At 60.6% G+C, this 18327-nt stretch carries 13 protein-coding genes; 9 read left to right on the top strand and 4 right to left on the bottom strand.

Annotation, left to right across the window (positions count from 1 at the left end):
* Positions 1–19: 19 nt before the first annotated feature.
* From AB4O45_RS07770 to AB4O45_RS07750, 5 genes are all read left to right on the top strand, one after another.
* Complete coding sequence (locus AB4O45_RS07770; protein WP_016773334.1) at positions 20–661, top strand: tetratricopeptide repeat protein; 642 nt, start codon at positions 20–22, stop codon at positions 659–661.
* Complete coding sequence (gene bamB, locus AB4O45_RS07765; protein ID WP_016773335.1) at positions 654–1805, top strand: outer membrane protein assembly factor BamB; 1152 nt, start codon at positions 654–656, stop codon at positions 1803–1805. Before AB4O45_RS07770 ends, bamB begins: the two co-directional genes overlap by 8 nt.
* Before the next feature lie 135 nt (positions 1806–1940).
* Positions 1941–3413: a ribosome biogenesis GTPase Der gene (gene der, locus AB4O45_RS07760; RefSeq protein WP_024014210.1), complete on the top strand. Its 1473-nt coding sequence runs from the start codon at positions 1941–1943 to the stop codon at positions 3411–3413.
* Positions 3414–3704: 291 nt separating this feature from the next.
* On the top strand, positions 3705–4853 hold the full coding sequence (locus AB4O45_RS07755; RefSeq protein ID WP_460161280.1) for a pyridoxal phosphate-dependent aminotransferase: 1149 nt from the start codon (positions 3705–3707) through the stop codon (positions 4851–4853).
* Positions 4841–5632 (top strand): amidohydrolase, encoded by a 792-nt coding sequence (locus AB4O45_RS07750; protein WP_122507799.1) that lies wholly within the window; start codon positions 4841–4843, stop codon positions 5630–5632. Before AB4O45_RS07755 ends, AB4O45_RS07750 begins: the two co-directional genes overlap by 13 nt.
* A 177-nt stretch (positions 5633–5809) precedes the next feature.
* On the opposite strand, the gene leuA is transcribed toward AB4O45_RS07750, so the two are convergent.
* The 3 genes from leuA to xseA all read right to left on the bottom strand — a co-directional run bounded on the left by leuA (position 5810) and on the right by xseA (position 10157).
* Entirely contained in the window at positions 5810–7489 is a 1680-nt protein-coding gene (leuA, locus tag AB4O45_RS07745; RefSeq protein WP_016773339.1) for a 2-isopropylmalate synthase, read from the bottom strand.
* Positions 7490–7952: 463 nt separating this feature from the next.
* Positions 7953–8774, bottom strand: a complete 822-nt coding sequence (locus AB4O45_RS07740; RefSeq protein WP_252868233.1) for a peptidoglycan DD-metalloendopeptidase family protein — start codon at positions 8772–8774, stop codon at positions 7953–7955.
* 3 nt (positions 8775–8777) lie between these two features.
* A complete protein-coding gene (gene xseA / locus AB4O45_RS07735; protein ID WP_460161279.1) occupies positions 8778–10157 on the bottom strand; it encodes an exodeoxyribonuclease VII large subunit in 1380 nt (459 codons plus the stop codon).
* A 219-nt stretch (positions 10158–10376) separates the two neighbouring features.
* Here xseA and AB4O45_RS07730 point away from each other — a divergent pair, with 219 nt between their 5' ends.
* The 4 genes from AB4O45_RS07730 (at position 10377) to guaA (ending at position 15062) form a co-directional block, all read left to right on the top strand.
* A complete protein-coding gene (locus AB4O45_RS07730; RefSeq protein WP_460161278.1) occupies positions 10377–11144 on the top strand; it encodes a sulfite exporter TauE/SafE family protein in 768 nt (255 codons plus the stop codon).
* A gap of 136 nt (positions 11145–11280) precedes the next feature.
* Positions 11281–11829: a sugar ABC transporter ATPase gene (locus AB4O45_RS07725; protein WP_041479923.1), complete on the top strand. Its 549-nt coding sequence runs from the start codon at positions 11281–11283 to the stop codon at positions 11827–11829.
* A 105-nt stretch (positions 11830–11934) separates the two neighbouring features.
* The gene (guaB, locus tag AB4O45_RS07720) at positions 11935–13404 is read left to right on the top strand and encodes an IMP dehydrogenase (protein ID WP_016773343.1); all 1470 of its coding nucleotides are present in this window, start codon (positions 11935–11937) and stop codon (positions 13402–13404) included.
* Between the two features lie 80 nt (positions 13405–13484).
* Complete coding sequence (guaA, locus tag AB4O45_RS07715; protein ID WP_016773344.1) at positions 13485–15062, top strand: glutamine-hydrolyzing GMP synthase; 1578 nt, start codon at positions 13485–13487, stop codon at positions 15060–15062.
* 77 nt (positions 15063–15139) lie between these two features.
* Here the strand turns inward: guaA and AB4O45_RS07710 are convergent, their stop codons facing one another.
* Entirely contained in the window at positions 15140–18268 is a 3129-nt protein-coding gene (locus tag AB4O45_RS07710) for a membrane-targeted effector domain-containing toxin (RefSeq protein WP_460161277.1), read from the bottom strand.
* Between the last annotated feature and the right edge of the window lie 59 nt (positions 18269–18327).

The raw sequence follows: 18327 nt of genomic DNA, 5'->3' as shown, positions 1-18327 counted from the left end.
GCGATTAAGGAGTATTGGGGTGTCGAGTACCGAAGACGAACAGTTGGCGGATTTGAAGGACTGGTGGACACGCAACGGCAAACCTCTGGTCACCGGCGGCCTGTTGGCGCTGGTCATCGTGTTCGGCTGGCAGGCCTATCACAAGTACCAGAGCAACCAGTCGCAAGGCGCCTCGGTGCTCTATCAGCAATTGCTGGAAACCACGCTGACGCCTGACGGCAAGCCTGATGCCGCCCGCGTTGCGGATCTGGCCGGCAAGCTCAACAGCGAGTACGGCGGTTCTGCCTATGCGCAATACGGCAGCCTGTTCGTCGCCAAAGTGGCGGTCGACAGCGGCAAGCTGGACGACGCGGCAACCGAACTCAAAGCCATCGTCGACAAACCGGCCAACCCGGCGCTGGGCGAAATCGCCCGTCAGCGTCTGGCGCAGGTGCTGGGCGCGCAGGACAAGGCCGAAGACGCCCTGAAACTGCTCGACGGCGATGCCGACAAAGCGTTCCTGGCCACTCGCGAAGAACTCAAGGGCGACCTGCTGGTGCGCTTGGGCCGTACCGATGACGCGAACAAGGCGTATCAAAAAGCCAAGGCGGCACTGTCGGATGAAGCGGCGGTCGGTGGCCTTCAAATCAAGCTCGACGACCTGGCCAAAGGGGATGCGTGACGTGATCCGTTGGAAGCATGCAGCATTGCTGGCTCTGGCCCTTCTGGCCGCGGGTTGCAGCAGCAACAGCAAGAAAGAATTGCCACCGGCCGAACTGACCGACTTCAAAGAAGAAGTCGTTCTGCAGAAGCAGTGGAGCCGCTCGATCGGTGACGGTCAGGGCGAAACCTACAACATGCTGGTGCCGGCGATCGACGGTGACACCATCTACGCCGCCGATGTGACTGGTGTGGTGATGGCGCTGGATCGCAGCAACGGCGACGTGAAGTGGGACCAGGATCTGGAACTGCCTGTCTCCGGCGCCGTCGGCGTGGGTTATGGTCTGGTACTGATCGGTACGCTGCGTGGCGAAGTCGTCGCTCTGGACACCAGCAACGGTGAAGAGAAGTGGCGTGCCCGCGTCAACAGTGAAGTGCTCGCGCCGCCGGCCAACAATGGCGACGTGGTCGTCGTGCAGACCCAGGACGATCGTCTGATCGGTCTGGACGCTGCCACCGGCAACCAGCGCTGGGTGTATGACAGCACCCCGGCGGTCCTGACCCTGCGTGGCACCAGTGCTCCGCTGGTCACCAACCGCCTGGCGGTAGCTGGCCTGTCGACCGGTAAAGTGGTCGCGCTGGACATCTCCAACGGCGTGCCGGTGTGGGAACAACGCATCGCCATTCCACAGGGTCGTTCGGAGCTGGAGCGCGTCGTCGACATCGACGGCGGTCTGCTGCTGTCGGGCGGCACGCTGTACGTGGCCAGCTATCAGGGTCGCGTTGCGGCACTGGACCTGGAAAGCGGTCGTCAACTGTGGCAGCGCGATGCGTCGAGCTACGCCGGTATCGCTCAAGGTTTCGGCAGCGTCTACGTGAGCCTGTCCTCGGGCACCGTTGAAGGCGTCGATGAGCGTTCCACCACCGCACTGTGGAGCAACGACTCGCTGGCTCGCCGTCAACTGTCGGCTCCGGAAGTGTTCTCCAGCTACGTAGCTGTGGGTGACCTGGAAGGTTATCTGCATCTGCTGAGTCAGGTCGACGGTCGTTTCGTCGGCCGTGAGCGCATCGACAGCGACGGCCTGCGTGCCCGTCCGCTGGTGGTGGGCGACACGATTTATGTGTATGGCAACAGCGGCAAACTGGAAGCCCTGACCATCAAGTAACAACTATGCTTGGGGTTCATCCCCAAGCGGCCCTGCATCAGCAGGGTTTGCAGCGCCCCCGGGTGTTGCCCCGAGCACCAGCCGCTGCCTCGCAGCGGCTTTTGTATTTTCTGAAATAACGAAGTGGAGAGCCGCATGGTTCCCGTAATCGCCCTGGTGGGCCGACCGAACGTCGGCAAGTCCACCTTGTTCAACCGCCTGACCAGGACTCGTGACGCCATCGTCGGCGACCTGTCCGGTCTGACCCGTGATCGCCAGTACGGTGAGGCCAAGTGGCAAGGGCGTTCCTACATTCTGATCGACACCGGCGGTATCTCCGGTGACGAACATGGTATGGACGAAAAAATGGCCGAGCAGTCGCTGCTGGCCATCGAAGAAGCCGATGTGGTGCTGTTTCTGGTAGATGCCAAGGCCGGTTTTACCGCTGCCGACCAGATGATCGCCGAGCATTTGCGCAAACGTAACAAGCGTTCCCACGTGGTGGCCAACAAGGTCGACAACATCGACCCGGAAATGGCCCGCGCCGAATTCGCCCCGCTGGGCATGGGCCACGCGATCCCGATCGCCGGCGCCCACGGCCGTGGTATCACGCAACTGCTGGAAGCCGCCCTGAGCGAATTCCCGCGCGATGATGACGAGCCGGCTGAAGGTGAAGAGGAAGAAGTCGTTGCCGAAGGCGAGGAAGCCAAGCGCATTCCTGGTCCGAGCGAAAAAGACGGGATCAAGATCGCCATCATCGGTCGTCCGAACGTCGGCAAGTCGACCCTGGTCAACCGCATGCTTGGTGAAGACCGGGTCATCGTGTACGACCAGCCGGGCACCACCCGCGACAGCATCTACATTCCGTTCGAGCGCAATGAAGAGAAGTACACGCTGATCGACACCGCCGGTGTGCGCAAGCGCGGCAAGATCCACGAAGAAGTCGAAAAGTTCTCCGTGGTCAAAACCCTGCAGGCGATCAAAGACGCCAACGTGGTGATCTTCGTGATGGACGCCCGCGAGGGTGTGGTCGATCACGACCTGAACCTGCTGGGCTTCGCGATCGAATCCGGTCGTGCGCTGGTCATCGCGATCAACAAGTGGGATGGCATGACGCCGAGCGAGCGCGACTTTGTGAAAGTCGAGCTGCAACGTCGTCTGTTCTTCGTCGACTACGCCGACATTCACTTCATCTCGGCGTTGCACGGCACGGGCGTGGGCAACCTCTACGCTTCGGTGCAGAACTCGTTCAAGTCCGCTGTTACCCGCTGGCCGACCAACCGTCTGACCCAGATTCTCGAAGATGCGGTGGGCGAGCACGCGCCGCCGATGGTCAACAACCGTCGGATCAAGCTGCGTTACGCTCACCTCGGTGGTGCGAACCCGCCGATCATCGTGATCCACGGTAACCAGATCGAGAAAGTGCCGAAGTCGTACGTGCGCTATCTGGAGAACACTTACCGTCGTGTACTCAAGCTGGTCGGTACGCCGATCCGCATCGAGTTCAAGGGCGGCGAGAACCCGTACGAAGGCAACAAGAACACGCTGACCGACCGCCAGGTCAACAAGAAGCGTCGCTTGATGTCGCACAACAAGAAAGCCAGCAAAAAGCGCCGCGACAAGAAGTGATCCGAGGCCCTGCACAATTTTGTGTGGGGCTTTTGTGGCGAGGGGATTTATCCCCGATGGGCTGCGCAGCAGCCCCAAAACCTGTGTCCGCGGTGTATCAGTCAAACCGCATTCAACGGGTTTGCGACTGCTTCGCAGCCGGAACGGGGATAAATCCCCTCGCCACAGGATTGGGTTTGTTCAATGAGAGAAGGGCGCCGTTTGGCGCCCTTTTTTTATGGGCGCCGGATGGGCTATCCTCGGGCTCTCCCGCGCCGTCGTCAGAGCCGGGTGTTGAGCAGAGAACCCCCGATGATCACCAGCAAGCTGCCGAATGTCGGCATCACTATTTTCACGCAGATGTCTCAGCTCGCGGCGCAGACCGGCGCGATCAACCTGTCCCAGGGTTTCCCGGATTTCGACGGCCCGCAGTCGTTGCGTGATGCGGTCGGGCGGCATATCGCCAGTGGCCATAACCAGTATTCGCCGATGACCGGTTTGCCGGCGTTGCGTCAGCAGATCGCGGCCAAGATCGCGCGCAGCTATGGCGTGACTGTCGATGCCGATCATGAAGTGACGGTAACGCCCGGTGCGACTCAGGCAATCTTCTGCGCGATTCAGGCAGTGATTCACAGAGGCGATGAAGTCATCGTCTTCGATCCATGCTACGACAGTTACGCACCGGCAACGGAGCTGGCGGGTGGTCGTTGCGTGCATGTGCAGCTGAATCCGGACGATTTCTCCATCGATTTCGATCAACTCGCAGCGGCCCTCAGTCCGCGGACGAAAATGATCGTCATCAACACCCCGCACAACCCCAGCGGCGCATTGATCAGCCGCGCCGAGCTCGATCAACTGGCGGCGTTGATCCGCGATCGCGACATCTATCTGATCAGCGACGAAGTCTACGAGCACTTGGTTTTCGACGGCGTGCCGCATGTCAGCGTGCTGGCCCATGAAGAGTTGTATCAGCGCGCGTTCGTGGTCAGTTCGTTCGGCAAGACGTACCACGTCACCGGCTGGAAAACCGGCTACGTCGTCGCCCCGCCAGCGCTGACGGCCGAGCTGCGCAAGGTGCATCAGTACGTCAGTTTCTGTGGCGTCACGCCGCTGCAATACGCGCTGGCCGATTACATGGCCGAGCACCCGGAACACGTTGAAGAGCTGCCGGGTTTCTATCAGGCCAAGCGCGATCTGTTCTGCGATCTGCTCGCGCCGTCGCGCTTCAGTTTTACCCGGGTCACTGGCACCTATTTCCAATTGGTCGATTATTCGCAGATCCGTCCTGATCTGAATGATGTCGAAATGGCCATGTGGATGACTCGCGAACACGGTGTCGCGAGCATTCCGGTGTCGGTGTTCTACCAGAATCCACCGCAAGGCCAGCGCCTGATACGCCTGTGCTTTGCCAAACGCGAGGAGACGCTGCGTGAAGCGGCGGCGAAACTATGCGTGATCTGAGTGCATTGCCAGACCTGACTCTGGCGCTGATCCAGACCAGCCTGGCCTGGCACGACCGCCAGGCCAACCTCGAGCATTTTGAGCTGCTGCTGGAGCAGGCCCGTGGCGCCGATCTGATTATCCTGCCGGAGATGTTCACCACCGGTTTTTCCATGGAATCGGAAACCCTCGCCGAAGCCGAAAACGGCCCGACCAGCAAATGGCTGCGGGCGCAGGCGGCCAAGTTCGATGCGGTCATCACTGGCAGCGTGATCATCCAGGCGGCTGACGGCAGCCATCGCAACCGCTTGCTGTGGGCGCGGCCGGACGGTGAAGTGCTGCATTACGACAAACGTCACCTGTTTCGTATGGCCGGGGAGCACAACCATTACACCCCGGGCGAGCGGCAGGTGCAGTTCGAACTAAAGGGTTGGCGGATTCGTCCGCTGATCTGCTACGACCTGCGTTTCCCGGTGTGGAGCCGCGACGCGCAGGACACCGATCTGCTGCTGTACACCGCCAACTGGCCGGGCGCACGGCGTCTGCACTGGAACCGCCTGCTGCCGGCACGAGCGATTGAAAATCTCTGCTACGTGGCAGCGGTAAATCGGGTGGGCAGCGATGGCAAAGGCTTCGCCTATACCGGCGACAGTCAGGTGCTGGATTTCCAGGGCGAGACGTTGCTGGCGGCGGGGGAGGCGGATGGCGTGTTCAAGGTGATTGTGGAAGCGGCGCCGTTGGCGGCGTATCGCGAGCGCTTTCCGGCGAACCTGGATGCCGACACTTTCGAGTTCACCTGATACTCCCAGCGCCTGTCAGGACGCCTTCGCGAGCAGGCTCGCTCCCACAGGGAAATGCATTCCAAATGTGGGAGCGAGCCTGCTCGCGAAGGGGCCATAAAAGTCAGCCAGAAACCTGTAGGCAAAAAAAGGCCCCGGAGCTCACACTCCGGGGCCTTTCGCATTTCAGCAGTCGGATTACGCCGCTTTCGCCTCTGGCTGGCTCAGCGAGCGGTTCAGCGCGCTGAACAATGCCTTGAAACTCGCCGTGGTGATGTTTTCATCGATACCCACGCCGTGCACTGCACGTTCACCGTTCACCCGCAATTCGATATAGGCCGCTGCTTTGGCATTGGTGCCCGCGCCGATCGCGTGTTCGTTGTAGTCCATGATTTCCACTGGAATCGGCAGGCCGGCGACCAGGGCTTCCAGCGCGCCGTTGCCCTTGCCGCGCCAGTGCAGGTTGGTTTCGCCCTGACCTTTGCTGGCCACTTCCACTTCGACGGCGCTGTTGCCGTTTTCTTCCTGCAGACGATGGCTGACCAGCGCGTACGGGGTGTTGGCCTGCAGGTATTCGCTGATCAACAGCGAGTGAATCTGCTTGGCCGTCATCTCCAGGCCCAAACGGTCGGTCTCACGCTGCACGACCTGGCTGAACTCGATCTGCATGCGCCGTGGCAGGCTGATGCCGTATTCCTGCTCCAGCAAGTAAGCGATGCCGCCCTTGCCCGACTGGCTGTTGACGCGGATCACCGCCTCGTAGCTGCGACCGATGTCGGCCGGGTCGATCGGCAGGTACGGCACTTCCCACAGGGTGTCCGGTTTCTGCTGGGCGAAGCCCTTGCGGATTGCGTCCTGGTGCGAGCCGGAGAACGCGGTGTGAACCAGGTCGCCAACGTACGGATGACGCGGGTGCACCTGGATCTGGTTGCACTCTTCGACGACCTTGCGCACGCCGTCGATGTCGGAGAAGTCCAGCTCAGGGTCGACGCCCTGGGTGTACATGTTCAGCGCGACGGTGACGAGGTCGACGTTGCCGGTGCGCTCGCCGTTGCCGAACAGGCAGCCTTCGACGCGGTCGGCGCCGGCCATAAGGCCCAGCTCGGTGGCGGCCACGCCGGTGCCCCGGTCGTTGTGGGTGTGCAGGCTGATGATCACGCTGTCACGACGGTTGATGTTGCGGCCGAACCACTCGATCTGGTCGGCGTAAACGTTCGGCGTCGCGCATTCAACCGTGGCCGGCAGGTTGAGGATCATCTTGTGCTCAGGCGTCGGGTTCCACACCTCGATCACGGCGTCGCAGACTTCCTTGGCGAATTCCAGCTCGGTAGCGCTGAAGGTTTCCGGCGAGTATTCGAAGGTCCACTCGGTTTCCGGCTGCATGGCTGCGTATTTGACGAACAGCTTGGCAGCGTTGACGGCGATGGCCTTGATACCGTCCTTGTCCTGGTTGAAGACGATGCGACGGAAAGAAGGCGAAGTGGCGTTGTACAGGTGAACGATGGCTTTCTTCGCCCCGCGCAGGGATTCGAAGGTGCGCTCAATCAGGTCTTCACGGCCCTGGGTCAGTACCTGAATGGTGGTGTCGTCCGGGATGTGGCCTTCTTCGATCAGCGTGCGCACGAAGTCGAAGTCGGTTTGCGACGCGGCCGGGAACGACGCTTCGATCTCCTTCACGCCGACCTGCACCAGGGTTTTCCAGAAGCGCAGCTTCTTCGCCGCGTCCATTGGTTCGATCAGCGACTGGTTGCCGTCACGCAGGTCGGAGCTGCACCAGATCGGCGCGGCGTCGATGGTCTTCGACGGCCAGGTACGATCCGGCAGGTTGATGACGGGAAACGCGCGGTATTTCGAAGACGGGTCTTTGAGCATGCTCATCGGGAAATTCCTTGTTGTCTGGGCCGAAAAGAGGCGGCCTGCCGGTTGAACGAATGTTCTTGGAAAAGCGTGGGACGAGGCGCAGCGATTCAGCCTGGCAGTCGTGCGCTGACGAGGCACAGGCTGCGGTGCTGGCGAAGCTGAATGAGGGTGTGAGAGGTTTTCATGGCTTCAACCCTAACCGCGAGGGGAAAGGATGGCAAGCAGTCGAAAAAAATTGAGAGGAATACCCGAAAAGCGGGGTTTTGCAGGAATTTATTGCGCTTTAGGCGGTGGAAGTTGTTGATGTTTGCGTAAGGCTAGATTGGGGCGCAATTGAGTTTTAGGAGATTCATTGAGTATGGCGGTGTTTTATAGGCCGCCTTCGCGAGCAGGCTCGCTCCCACAGGGGATCTTTGTTGTGAATAAGATCCAGTGTGGGAGCGAGCCTGCTCGCGAAGAGGCCGGTCGCCTCAACCCATATTCAAGGTTGAAAGGCACCAATGAAAATCGCCGGATCCACCCGCGCATCATTCAGGCTGACGTTCCAGTGCATATGCGGCCCGGTTGCCCGGCCGGTCGCGCCGACTTTGCCGACCACCGCGCCGCGCGCCAGTTGCTGGCCGTTTTTCACGTCGATCTTCGACATGTGGCAGAACATGCTGATAAAGCCTTGGCCGTGGTCAACAAACACCGTGTTGCCGTTGAAGAAGTAATTGCCGATCAGAATCACCTTGCCCGCCGCCGGGGTCTTGATCGGCGTGCCCGCTGGCACTGCGAAATCGAGGCCGGCGTGAGGATTGCGCTCTTCGCCGTTGAAGAAACGACGCACACCGAACTTGCTCGACAGCGGCCCGTTGACCGGTTTGTCCAGCAGCAGATTGCTCGGCGTGTTCGGGCTGAAACTGCGATAAGCCGCGATCTGTTCCGCCAGTTCGCTTTCAATGCGCTTAAGGTTGTCGGCGTTCGGATTGACCTGCTGTTTGTTCTTCAGGGTGATGTGCTGTTCCGGGTATTTCTTGCTGCCCACGGTAAACGGCAGGTTACGCCCGCCACTGCTGATCTGCTGCGAGCCAGGTTTGACCGTCAGCGGCACGCCGACGATCGCCAGCCAATTGTTCTGCTCTTTGACCACCAGCACCGGTTTGCCTTGATAGGTGGCTTTCGGCGCCTGCGCGGCGGTGCCCAGATCCACCACGGCGACGCCGCCCGGCACCGGTTTGTTCAGCAGCCGAGTGATGTAACTGTCGGCGTGGGCGTTGAAGGTCAGGCAGAGCAACAGCAGCGGAGCGAGAAAACGCGGCATGGATCAGTCCAGTAAAGAGAGGGTGACGGGCGTCAGGTGATTGTCCTCGACGCGCACTTGCAGTTCGCCTTCGCCGAGCTTGGCTTTCAGGCGCTGGCCGGTGTGGGTCTGCGCAGCGTTGCGGATCGCGTGGCCACGCTCGTCGAGCAGAATGCTGTAACCCCGGCCGAGAGTCGCCAACGGGCTGACCACGTGCAGCGTCTGCATCTGACTGTGCAATAGCTGACGACGCTGTTTCAGAGCATCGCGCATGGCTCGGGGCAAACGTTCGGCGAGGCTGTCGAGGCGCTGGCGAAGCATCGCCAGTTGGCGTCCCGGATGTTGCCCGGCGAGGCGGGTTTCCAGACGGATCAGGCGTTCGCGGCGGGTATTGAGATGGCGTTCGAAGGCCCGGCGCATGCGCATGTCCAGATCATCCAGACGCTGAGCCTGCTGGCGCAGACGTTCGCCGGGATGCCGCAACCGTCGGGCCATGCCTTCCAGACGCAGGCGATCACGCATCAAGCGGTCACGCATGCGCATCACCAGACGCCGGTGCAGGCTTTCGACCTGACGGATCAGATGGCTGGAATCCGGAGCGAGCAGTTCGGCGGCGGCCGAGGGCGTCGGTGCGCGGACGTCGGCGACAAAATCGCTGATCGAAACATCGGTTTCATGGCCGACGGCGCTGACAATCGGTGTGACACAGGCATCGACCGCGCGCGCCACGGCTTCTTCGTTGAAGCACCAGAGGTCTTCCAGCGAGCCGCCGCCACGGGCCAGGATTAGCGCGTCAAAGCCACGGGCATCGGCCATTTTCAGCGCGCGAACGATTTGCGCGGTGGCCTCGCGGCCCTGCACAGCGGTTGGAATCAGGGTCAGTTGCACCTGCGGCGCACGGCGGCGGAATACGCTGATGATGTCGCGAATCACCGCGCCGGTCGGCGAACTGATGATGCCGATGCGCTGCGGATGCGCGGGCAGCGGCACTTTGCGTTCGGCACTGAACAGGCCTTCGGCACTGAGCTTTTCCTTCAGCGCATCGAAGGCCAGACGCAGCGCGCCGTCACCGGCCGTCTCCACGGTGTCGAGGATCAGCTGATAGTCGCCACGGCCTTCGAACAGCGAAACCTTGCCGCGCACCTTGACCGCCAGACCATCCTTCAACGCCTGACGTACGCGCGCGGCGTTCTGCCGGAACAGCGCGCAACGCACCTGCGCGCCGCTGTCCTTGAGGGTGAAATAGACGTGGCCGGACGCCGGGCGCGCGAGGTTGGAGATTTCGCCTTCGACCCAGATGTTGCTGAACACGTCTTCAAGCAACACCCGCGCACGGCCGTTGAGCTGGCTGACGGTCAGGACTTCACGGTCCAGGCCAAGTCTTGCAAAGGGATCTTTAATCATGGGGCGCAGTTTAAAGGCATTTGCCCGCCAATCACCATGACGCCGCACAAAACCCTGTGGGAGCGAGCCTGCTCGCGAAAGCATTGTGTCAGCGGACAACAACGGGAATGACACTCCGCCTTCGCGAGCAGGCTCGCTCCCACATGGGATCAATTTGATATCTGGTCGTGCTGCCCGCTACTGGCTACAGTCAGCGCGGTCTTATAAAGGATGCGGACGATGAGCATGATGGAGCTGTTGGGGGCGTGGTCGTGGGGCGCTGGCGGTTGGGCGGTCATCGGGTTGGCCATTGCCTTGGCCTACATCGTCTTCGGCATCGCCGGTTTCGGCACTGCGCTGGTCGCGGGGCCGATGCTGATTCTGTTCATGCCGCTATCGAAAATCGTGCCGCTGCTGGTGCTGCTGGATTTCGTCGCGGCGTTCGGCAATCTGCTGCCCTCGCGGCGCGACGTCGCCAAGCCGGAATTGCTCAGGCTGCTGCCGTGCATGGCAATCGGCTGCACGCTGGGGGTGATCTTCCTGCTGAATCTGAAATCCGATCTGTTGCTGCTGTTGATGGGGCTGTTTATCAGTGCCTATGCGGTTTACAGCCTGTGGGTCAAAGCGCGCCCCGCGCAGTTGTCAGCGGCGTGGGCGGTGCCGATGGGCACGGTGGGTGGGTTGTTCGGCGCGTTGTTTGGCAGTGGCGGCTTTCTTTACGCGATTTATCTGAACAGCCGCCTGCCCAAGGAAGCGGCGCGGGCCACGCAAAGTGCGTTGATCAGTTGCAGCACCGTGGTGCGCTTGAGCCTGTTTGTCATCGCCGGTGTGTATGCCGAGCTACCCTTGTTGATGCTGGCGCTGTGTCTGTTGCCGGCCATGGCGCTGGGCTTGTGGATCGGGCGGCGGCTGACCATGAGATTGTCCCGTGAGGCGTTTGTGCGGCTGGTGACTTGGCTGGTGCTGGCCAGCGGCATCGCGTTGATCGTGCGCTATTTCAGCACTTGACCGGATTTCTTCAGGGATTAAGCTGCCGGCCTTTAGAGCGCCTTCGCGAGCAGGCTCGCTCCCACAGGGGATTGCATTCGAATGTGGGAGCGAGCCTGCTCGCGAAGGCGTCAGAAGCCATACCGCAGGACTCTCCATGAACTCGCAAAGCATCATCGTCCCGAAAATCTCCACCCTGCCGGTGCACGAGCCCCGGGCGCGGGCGATCGTGCGCTGGCTGGTGCGCAAGAATATCATCGAAGAACAGCTGACTACCTGCGGCCGCACTGGCAACCGTATGGCCCACGCCATCGCTGATGGTGCTCGCGCCGTGGTGCTGCACCCGCAAGCGCTGCCGTTCGGCGAGCCGGTCAATGGCCTGGAGATCGTCACCAAACGCTGCATCTACACCCCGGCCAAAGGCTTTCTCGAAGAGGCCGGTTGCGCCGAATGTCGCCGCGAAGTGGGCGAGGCGCTGTTCGAGAGTCTTGAAGACTGGTTTCCAGGCCGCACCGACAATTTCACCTGCCCCGAATGCGGGCATGAGGACGACATCAACGGCTTTCTGTTTTTGCAGGAATGCGCGTTTTCCAACCTCGGCTTCATTTTCAACAATTGGCTGGAGGCGGGGTTCAAGCAGAGCTTTATCGACGAGTTCGCCGATTGGCTCGATCAACCTGTCTCTTGGGTCAAGGTGGAGCTGTAGGGCCGGGCTTTTCCATCTATCAATTAGGCTGAGTTTTACATTGAACAGCAGGGGGTGTCTGACTATAATGGCGCGCTTCCATTTTCCCGCTCGGGAGCCCCCGCGATGCTGCGTATCAGCCAAGAAGCTCTGACATTCGACGACATTCTCCTAGTGCCCGGTTATTCCGAGGTACTTCCCAACGAAGTCAGTCTCAAGACCCGTCTTACCCGTGGCATCGAACTGAATATTCCTCTGGTTTCTGCCGCCATGGACACCGTTACTGAAGCCCGTCTGGCAATCGCCATGGCTCAGGAAGGTGGCATCGGCATTATCCACAAGAACATGACCATCGAGCAGCAAGCTGCCGAAGTACGCAAGGTCAAGAAGTTCGAAGCCGGTGTGGTCAAGGATCCAATCACCATCGAGGCCGATGCCACGGTGCGTGATCTGTTCGAACTGACCCGTCTGCACAATATCTCCGGCGTTCCGGTCCTGCACGATGGCGACCTGGTCGGCATCGTCACCTCCCGCGACGTACGTTTCGAAAACCGTCTGGAAGCCACTGTCCGCGAAGTGATGACGCCTAAAGAGCGTCTGGTCACGGTCAAGGAAGGCGCCGACAAGAACGACGTCCGTGAACTGCTGCACAAGCACCGCATCGAGCGCGTGCTGATCGTCGACGACAAATTCGCCCTCAAAGGCATGATGACCGTCAACGACATCGAAAAAGCCAAAGCCTACCCGCTGGCCAGCAAGGACGATCAAGGTCGTCTGCGCGTTGGCGCTGCGGTCGGCACCGGTAAAGACACCGGTGATCGCGTGACTGCACTGGTCAATGCCGGCGTGGACGTGGTGGTGGTCGACACCGCACACGGTCACTCCAAAGGCGTGATCGACCGCGTACGCTGGGTCAAAGAGAACTTCCCTGAAGTGCAGGTGATCGGCGGCAACATCGCCACCGGCGCTGCCGCCAAGGCCCTGGCCGAAGCCGGCGCCGACGCAGTCAAGGTCGGTATCGGCCCTGGCTCGATCTGCACCACCCGTATCGTCGCCGGTGTCGGCGTACCGCAAATCAGTGCCATCGCCAACGTCGCCGCTGCCCTTGAAGGCACTGGCGTACCGTTGATCGCCGACGGCGGTATCCGTTTCTCCGGTGACCTGTCCAAGGCCATCGTGGCCGGTGCGTCCTGCGTGATGATGGGCTCGATGTTCGCCGGTACCGAAGAGGCCCCGGGCGAGATCGAACTGTTCCAGGGCCGTTCGTACAAGGCTTATCGCGGCATGGGTTCGCTGGGCGCCATGTCCCAGGCTCAAGGTTCGTCCGACCGTTACTTCCAGGACTCCTCGGCAGGCGCCGAGAAACTGGTTCCGGAAGGCATCGAAGGCCGTGTGCCGTACAAAGGCACCCTGAGCGCGATCATTCACCAGTTGATGGGCGGTCTGCGTTCCTCGATGGGTTACACCGGCAGCGCCAACATCGAAGAAATGCGTACCAAACCCGAGTTCGTGCGGATCACCGGTGCCGGCATGGCCGAGTCCCACGTTCACGACGTGCAGATCACCAAGGAAGCGCCAAACTACCGCGTAGGTTGAGGCTTCCAGCAAAACGTTAAATCACCGGGGCTGTTCATTCAGCCCCGAGTTGTTTCTGATTCACTACATGAGAATGAGTCATGGCCCTCGACATTCACGCTCACCGCATCCTGATCCTCGACTTCGGTTCGCAATACACCCAGCTGATTGCCCGCCGCGTGCGCGAGATCGGCGTGTACTGCGAACTGCACCCGTTCGACATGGACGAAGATGCGATCCGCGAATTCGCCCCTAAAGGCGTCATCCTCGCCGGCGGCCCCGAGTCCGTGCACGAAGCCAACAGCCCGCGCTGCCCGCAGGCGGTGTTCGACCTCGGCGTTCCGGTGTTCGGCATCTGCTACGGCATGCAGACCATGGCCGAGCAACTGGGCGGCAAGGTTGAAGGTTCCGAACTGCGTGAGTTCGGTTACGCCCGCGTTGACGTGGTCGGCAAGAGCCGCCTGCTCGACGGCATCGAAGACCACATCGACGCCGACGGCCTGTTCGGCCTCGACGTGTGGATGAGCCACGGTGACAAAGTCACCAAGATGCCGGAAGACTTCCACATCCTCGCCAGCACCCCGAGCTGCCCGATCGCCGGTATGTTCAACGACGACCGCGCTTACTATGGCGTGCAGTTCCACCCGGAAGTGACCCACACCAAGCAGGGCGGGCGCATCCTGTCGCGCTTCGTGCTCGACATCTGCGGCTGTGAAGCCCTGTGGACGCCGTCGAAGATCGCTGAAGACGCCATCGCCAACATCCGCGCCCAGGTCGGCACCGACAACGTGCTGCTGGGTCTGTCCGGCGGCGTTGACTCCTCGGTGGTTGCCGCGCTGTTGCACAAGGCCATCGGCGATCAGCTGACCTGCGTCTTCGTCGACAACGGCTTGCTGCGTCTGCACGAAGGCGAGCAAGTGATGGCCATGTTCGCCGAGAACATGGGCGTCAAGGTGATCCGCGCCAACGCTGAGGAGCAGTTCCTCAACAACCTGGCCGGCGAAGCCGACCCGGAAAAGAAGCGCAAGATCATCGGCCGTACCTTCATCGACGTGTTCGATGCCGAATCCTGCAAGCTGGACAACATCAAGTACCTGGCTCAGGGCACCATCTACCCGGACGTGATCGAGTCGGCTGGCGCGAAAAGCGGCAAGGCCCACGTGATCAAGTCGCACCACAACGTGGGCGGCCTGCCGGAAGAGATGAACCTGAAACTGGTCGAGCCACTGCGCGAACTGTTCAAGGATGAAGTGCGTCGTCTGGGCCTGGAACTGGGCCTGCCGTACGACATGGTCTACCGTCACCCGTTCCCGGGCCCGGGCCTGGGCGTGCGCATCCTCGGTGAAGTGAAAAAGGAATACGCCGACCTGCTGCGTCGCGCCGACCACATCTTCATCGAAGAACTGCGCAAGGCCGATTGGTATCACAAGGTCAGCCAGGCGTTCGTAGTGTTCCAGCCTGTCAAATCGGTCGGCGTGGTCGGCGACGGCCGTCGTTACGCCTGGGTCGTTGCCCTGCGTGCCGTAGAAACCATCGACTTCATGACCGCACGTTGGGCGCACCTGCCTTACGAACTGCTGGAAACTGTCAGCGGCCGCATCATCAATGAAATCGAAGGCATTTCGCGCGTCACTTACGACGTGTCGAGCAAGCCGCCGGCGACGATTGAGTGGGAATGATCCTGCTGCGGTTCGAATAACGAAAAACCCTTGGCGTGAAGCCAAGGGTTTTTTCGTTTCAGAGCCCTGATAACTGATCAGGCGGGTAAACGACTTTGCAGGGTCATGCCGAGCTCGATCAGGCGCTCGGCTACTGCGGCGATGTCGCGGAAGACCATGCCGGTGATGCGACGCATCGACTGGTCCCAGATATAAAACCGGCCATCTGCGGTGCAATGCACCCTTGTTTGCACGATGTTGCTGGCGCTGTTGCGCCGCACGAGTGTGTATGTGCTTGGTTCTGTTTTCCGTATCACGAACATGCCATTGCGAGGCAGAAGCTTTTCCAGCGTTGCATCATTCCATGGCGGCACGGGGGCCTTGACCTGCAATCGCAGGTCAGCGAACAGAGGGTCGAAGGCGCTGTTTGTCGTCGCCCCGTTGTAAAACGGGCCGCGAGCGACTTCCACTCCCGGGTCGATCCTGAGGTCGGCCACCTCGTCGGGCCAGACTTCTTCGATGCGCAAACCGATGCCGCCGCGGAGTTCGCTTATGCCTGCCAGATCTCTGAAGGTATTGGTATTCGTGGCATCGACCAGAGCCACCCACTTGCCGGGTCTGTTGAGGAGCTTGTCACGCTCCATGATCTGCGTTGCGAGGCGCGCCTTGATCATCTGCTCTTCGATCGACGTGAGCGGGACTTTCAGCGTGCAGGTTTCTGCTGCATCCAGTCCATGAACCCGGACGCCATTGGCTTGGGCAGCCCGGATCAATTCGAGCATGTTGAACCGGTTCTCAGGGTCGGTACCCAGGCTGGACAAATAGGTACTGAGGTCCTCTGACATGTCTCCCGACAGGTAGAAATGGTTGAGGTCATCCTGGGCGAAATCACTCAGCAACCCACGCACGTAGAGCGTTTTGATATGCCGCGCGAACTTGGGCATGTTCTCGATCATGAAACGCGTGCTGGCGATGCGATCGAGGGTTTCACCGACGGCCAGTCCATCGGTACTGGCAAAGATGAGATCAATCAACTCATTGATCTCCATCTGCGGACTGACGGGCGGAATGACCGGGCGCTGGGGCAGGTTGATCCATTTCAACTCCCGATAGAATGCTTCGGCGTCGTTCAGCAGAGCCGTGCGTTGTTCTCCGAAATGGGCCACGTAGCGGTCGGTCGCCAGCAGATAGCGGCGCCCGGCGCTTGTGGTCTCGGCGGAGGCGTTGGGCAAGTTCATTGCCCATCTTCTCATTCCGGGTATTTCCGTCTCTGAGATACCCTTGAGCTTCGTAACCGGGCGTAGCGGACACGGAACGCCTGGAAGCGGTTCGACGCGTGGCAGGTCCACCGACGGTGTTGCCTCGGTTGAGCTCACATCAGTCTCCGGCAAACATGCCTTGCCCACGCATTGACCGCCTCCGCGCAGCCGCAGCGCTGGCATGCGCTCCCACTTGCCGGCGCTTCCCAGGCGGACCGGCAACGAATAAGCGAACTGATTGGGGCGCTCGGGATTGATGATTGCCCAGTTGCCACTGTCCTGCGAGTCGGCGAAGTAGCGCACGTAATAGGCGGCGCCATCCATTTCGATGGCATGACCGGGTTCTTTGTCGAGGCGGTAGATGCCTTCGTATTTCCCCGGCGTCGCCTCTACAGCGTGTTGCGCAAGTAACTCGTTGCATCGATAGCTGGCCGGTACTTGCGCAAAAGTCGAACCTTGCCGCGGAGCAGGCGTAATCAATGGCTCAGTGACATCGACGAATGCCTTTTCGCCGGGGATCTCGTTTGCCAACTCGCTGGCAGTTTCGTTGGACGACCTGACGGGCGGGGGATCCAGAGGCGGCAATAACCGTGAGTCAGCCGAAGTAAGTTCGATCAGCCCGCGCATCTCTTCAGCCTCGGCATACTCGACCTGTGGCCCAACTTCCAACTGCGCGCCAGTGCCAATCAGGAACGGAATATTGAATACGGTTTCGATCGCGCTGAGCACCGCACCGATAACCCCGGCTCTACGTTCGGTCGCCGTAATGCCGTTGATCGCCTGATCGATGTTCAGCCCCGTGTTAACGACGCCCGCCCCAATCAACGGCAAAGCTGCAGGCCAGCCCACGGCCGCCATCGGGCCGAACACTTTCAGCCCGGCGCTCAGATAGCCGGTCCAGAGTTTCTTGCGCAGGTCACTGTTGGACGTGAGCACCAGATGCGCCTCGGCAACCATGCCCGTGCGGGTCGACTCGCTTAACCACGTGAAGGCGTCACCGCTGATCGCAACGTTGCTGCGGTTGATCATTCGATGATCGCTGTGGCCCCAGGTGCTCACCAAACGGTTCATCAGATCAGTGAGGTTCTCGGTGATGTGATTGCTGTCAGCCAGCGAGAAGTGCTTGAGAAACAAAGAGCGTTTCTGCTCTGAATTCATCTGCTCAAGCATCCACCAGTGCAGATCCGCGGCAGTGTCCATCAGCCGAAAGGCCTGGGCCTGTCCCGGCAGGTAAAGGGTCTGCCGGCCACTGTCTTCGACCAGACGCAGCACGTTGGTGGCGACGTGACCGTCCAGATCCAGCGTGCGCACTTGCGCGCCGACCGGGTACGTCGATCGGAGCATTTGCAGGGTTACCGGCCAGCTTACGGGGCCGATCAGCGAGGTGACGATGCGTTGAAAATCATTGCCGTCAACGTCCCCCTGTTGCAGCGCCTGCACCGCCTGACTGAGGAAGTTGCACTTGGCCAGGGCGCGGAAATCGTCCGACGAGGTTTGCCAGAATTTGGTCAATTGACCGCTGTAACGCGTGCTGAAATCAACGGCCCAGAATGCCTTCAGCACATCGCTGCCAAGCAGTCGCACTTCGTTGCTCTGATTGAAATTCTCCGCGCCCGGGCCATCCGAGTAGAAGCCGCAGTAAAGGCCCAGCAAATCTGCGTTGTCTTGGTCGGTGGCGCGAAATCGATGGACGACCAGTTGCGTGAGGGTGAGCGTTTCATAAGGCTTTTCCAGCAAGTGCTCCCAACCGGTAAAGGTCAGCGTGCTGCTTTGCGCCGTTTTGAAACGATGGAAATAAACCTGGTCGGGATCAAGGCCAGATAGGCCCTTGGCGGCCAGCAGTTCGATCGCGACTAGCCGAGCCTCATCCAGCAGGCTTGGGCAGTTCTGCACAATGGTAGTGGCGATGGCTTTGAGGGCGGTTTTGTCCGCTGCGTTTGGCAGCAGACGACGTTCGGCAGTGGTCATTCGGGTGTTCATCCTTGAGACACAAAGGCAGAAGATGGCCCATGCGCTCAAGGGGAGGG

It is taken from the genome of Pseudomonas sp. S2_B10 (assembly GCF_054668425.1).
The sequence above is the reverse complement of the archived record's forward strand: the minus strand, read 5'-3'. Positions and strand labels throughout refer to the sequence as shown.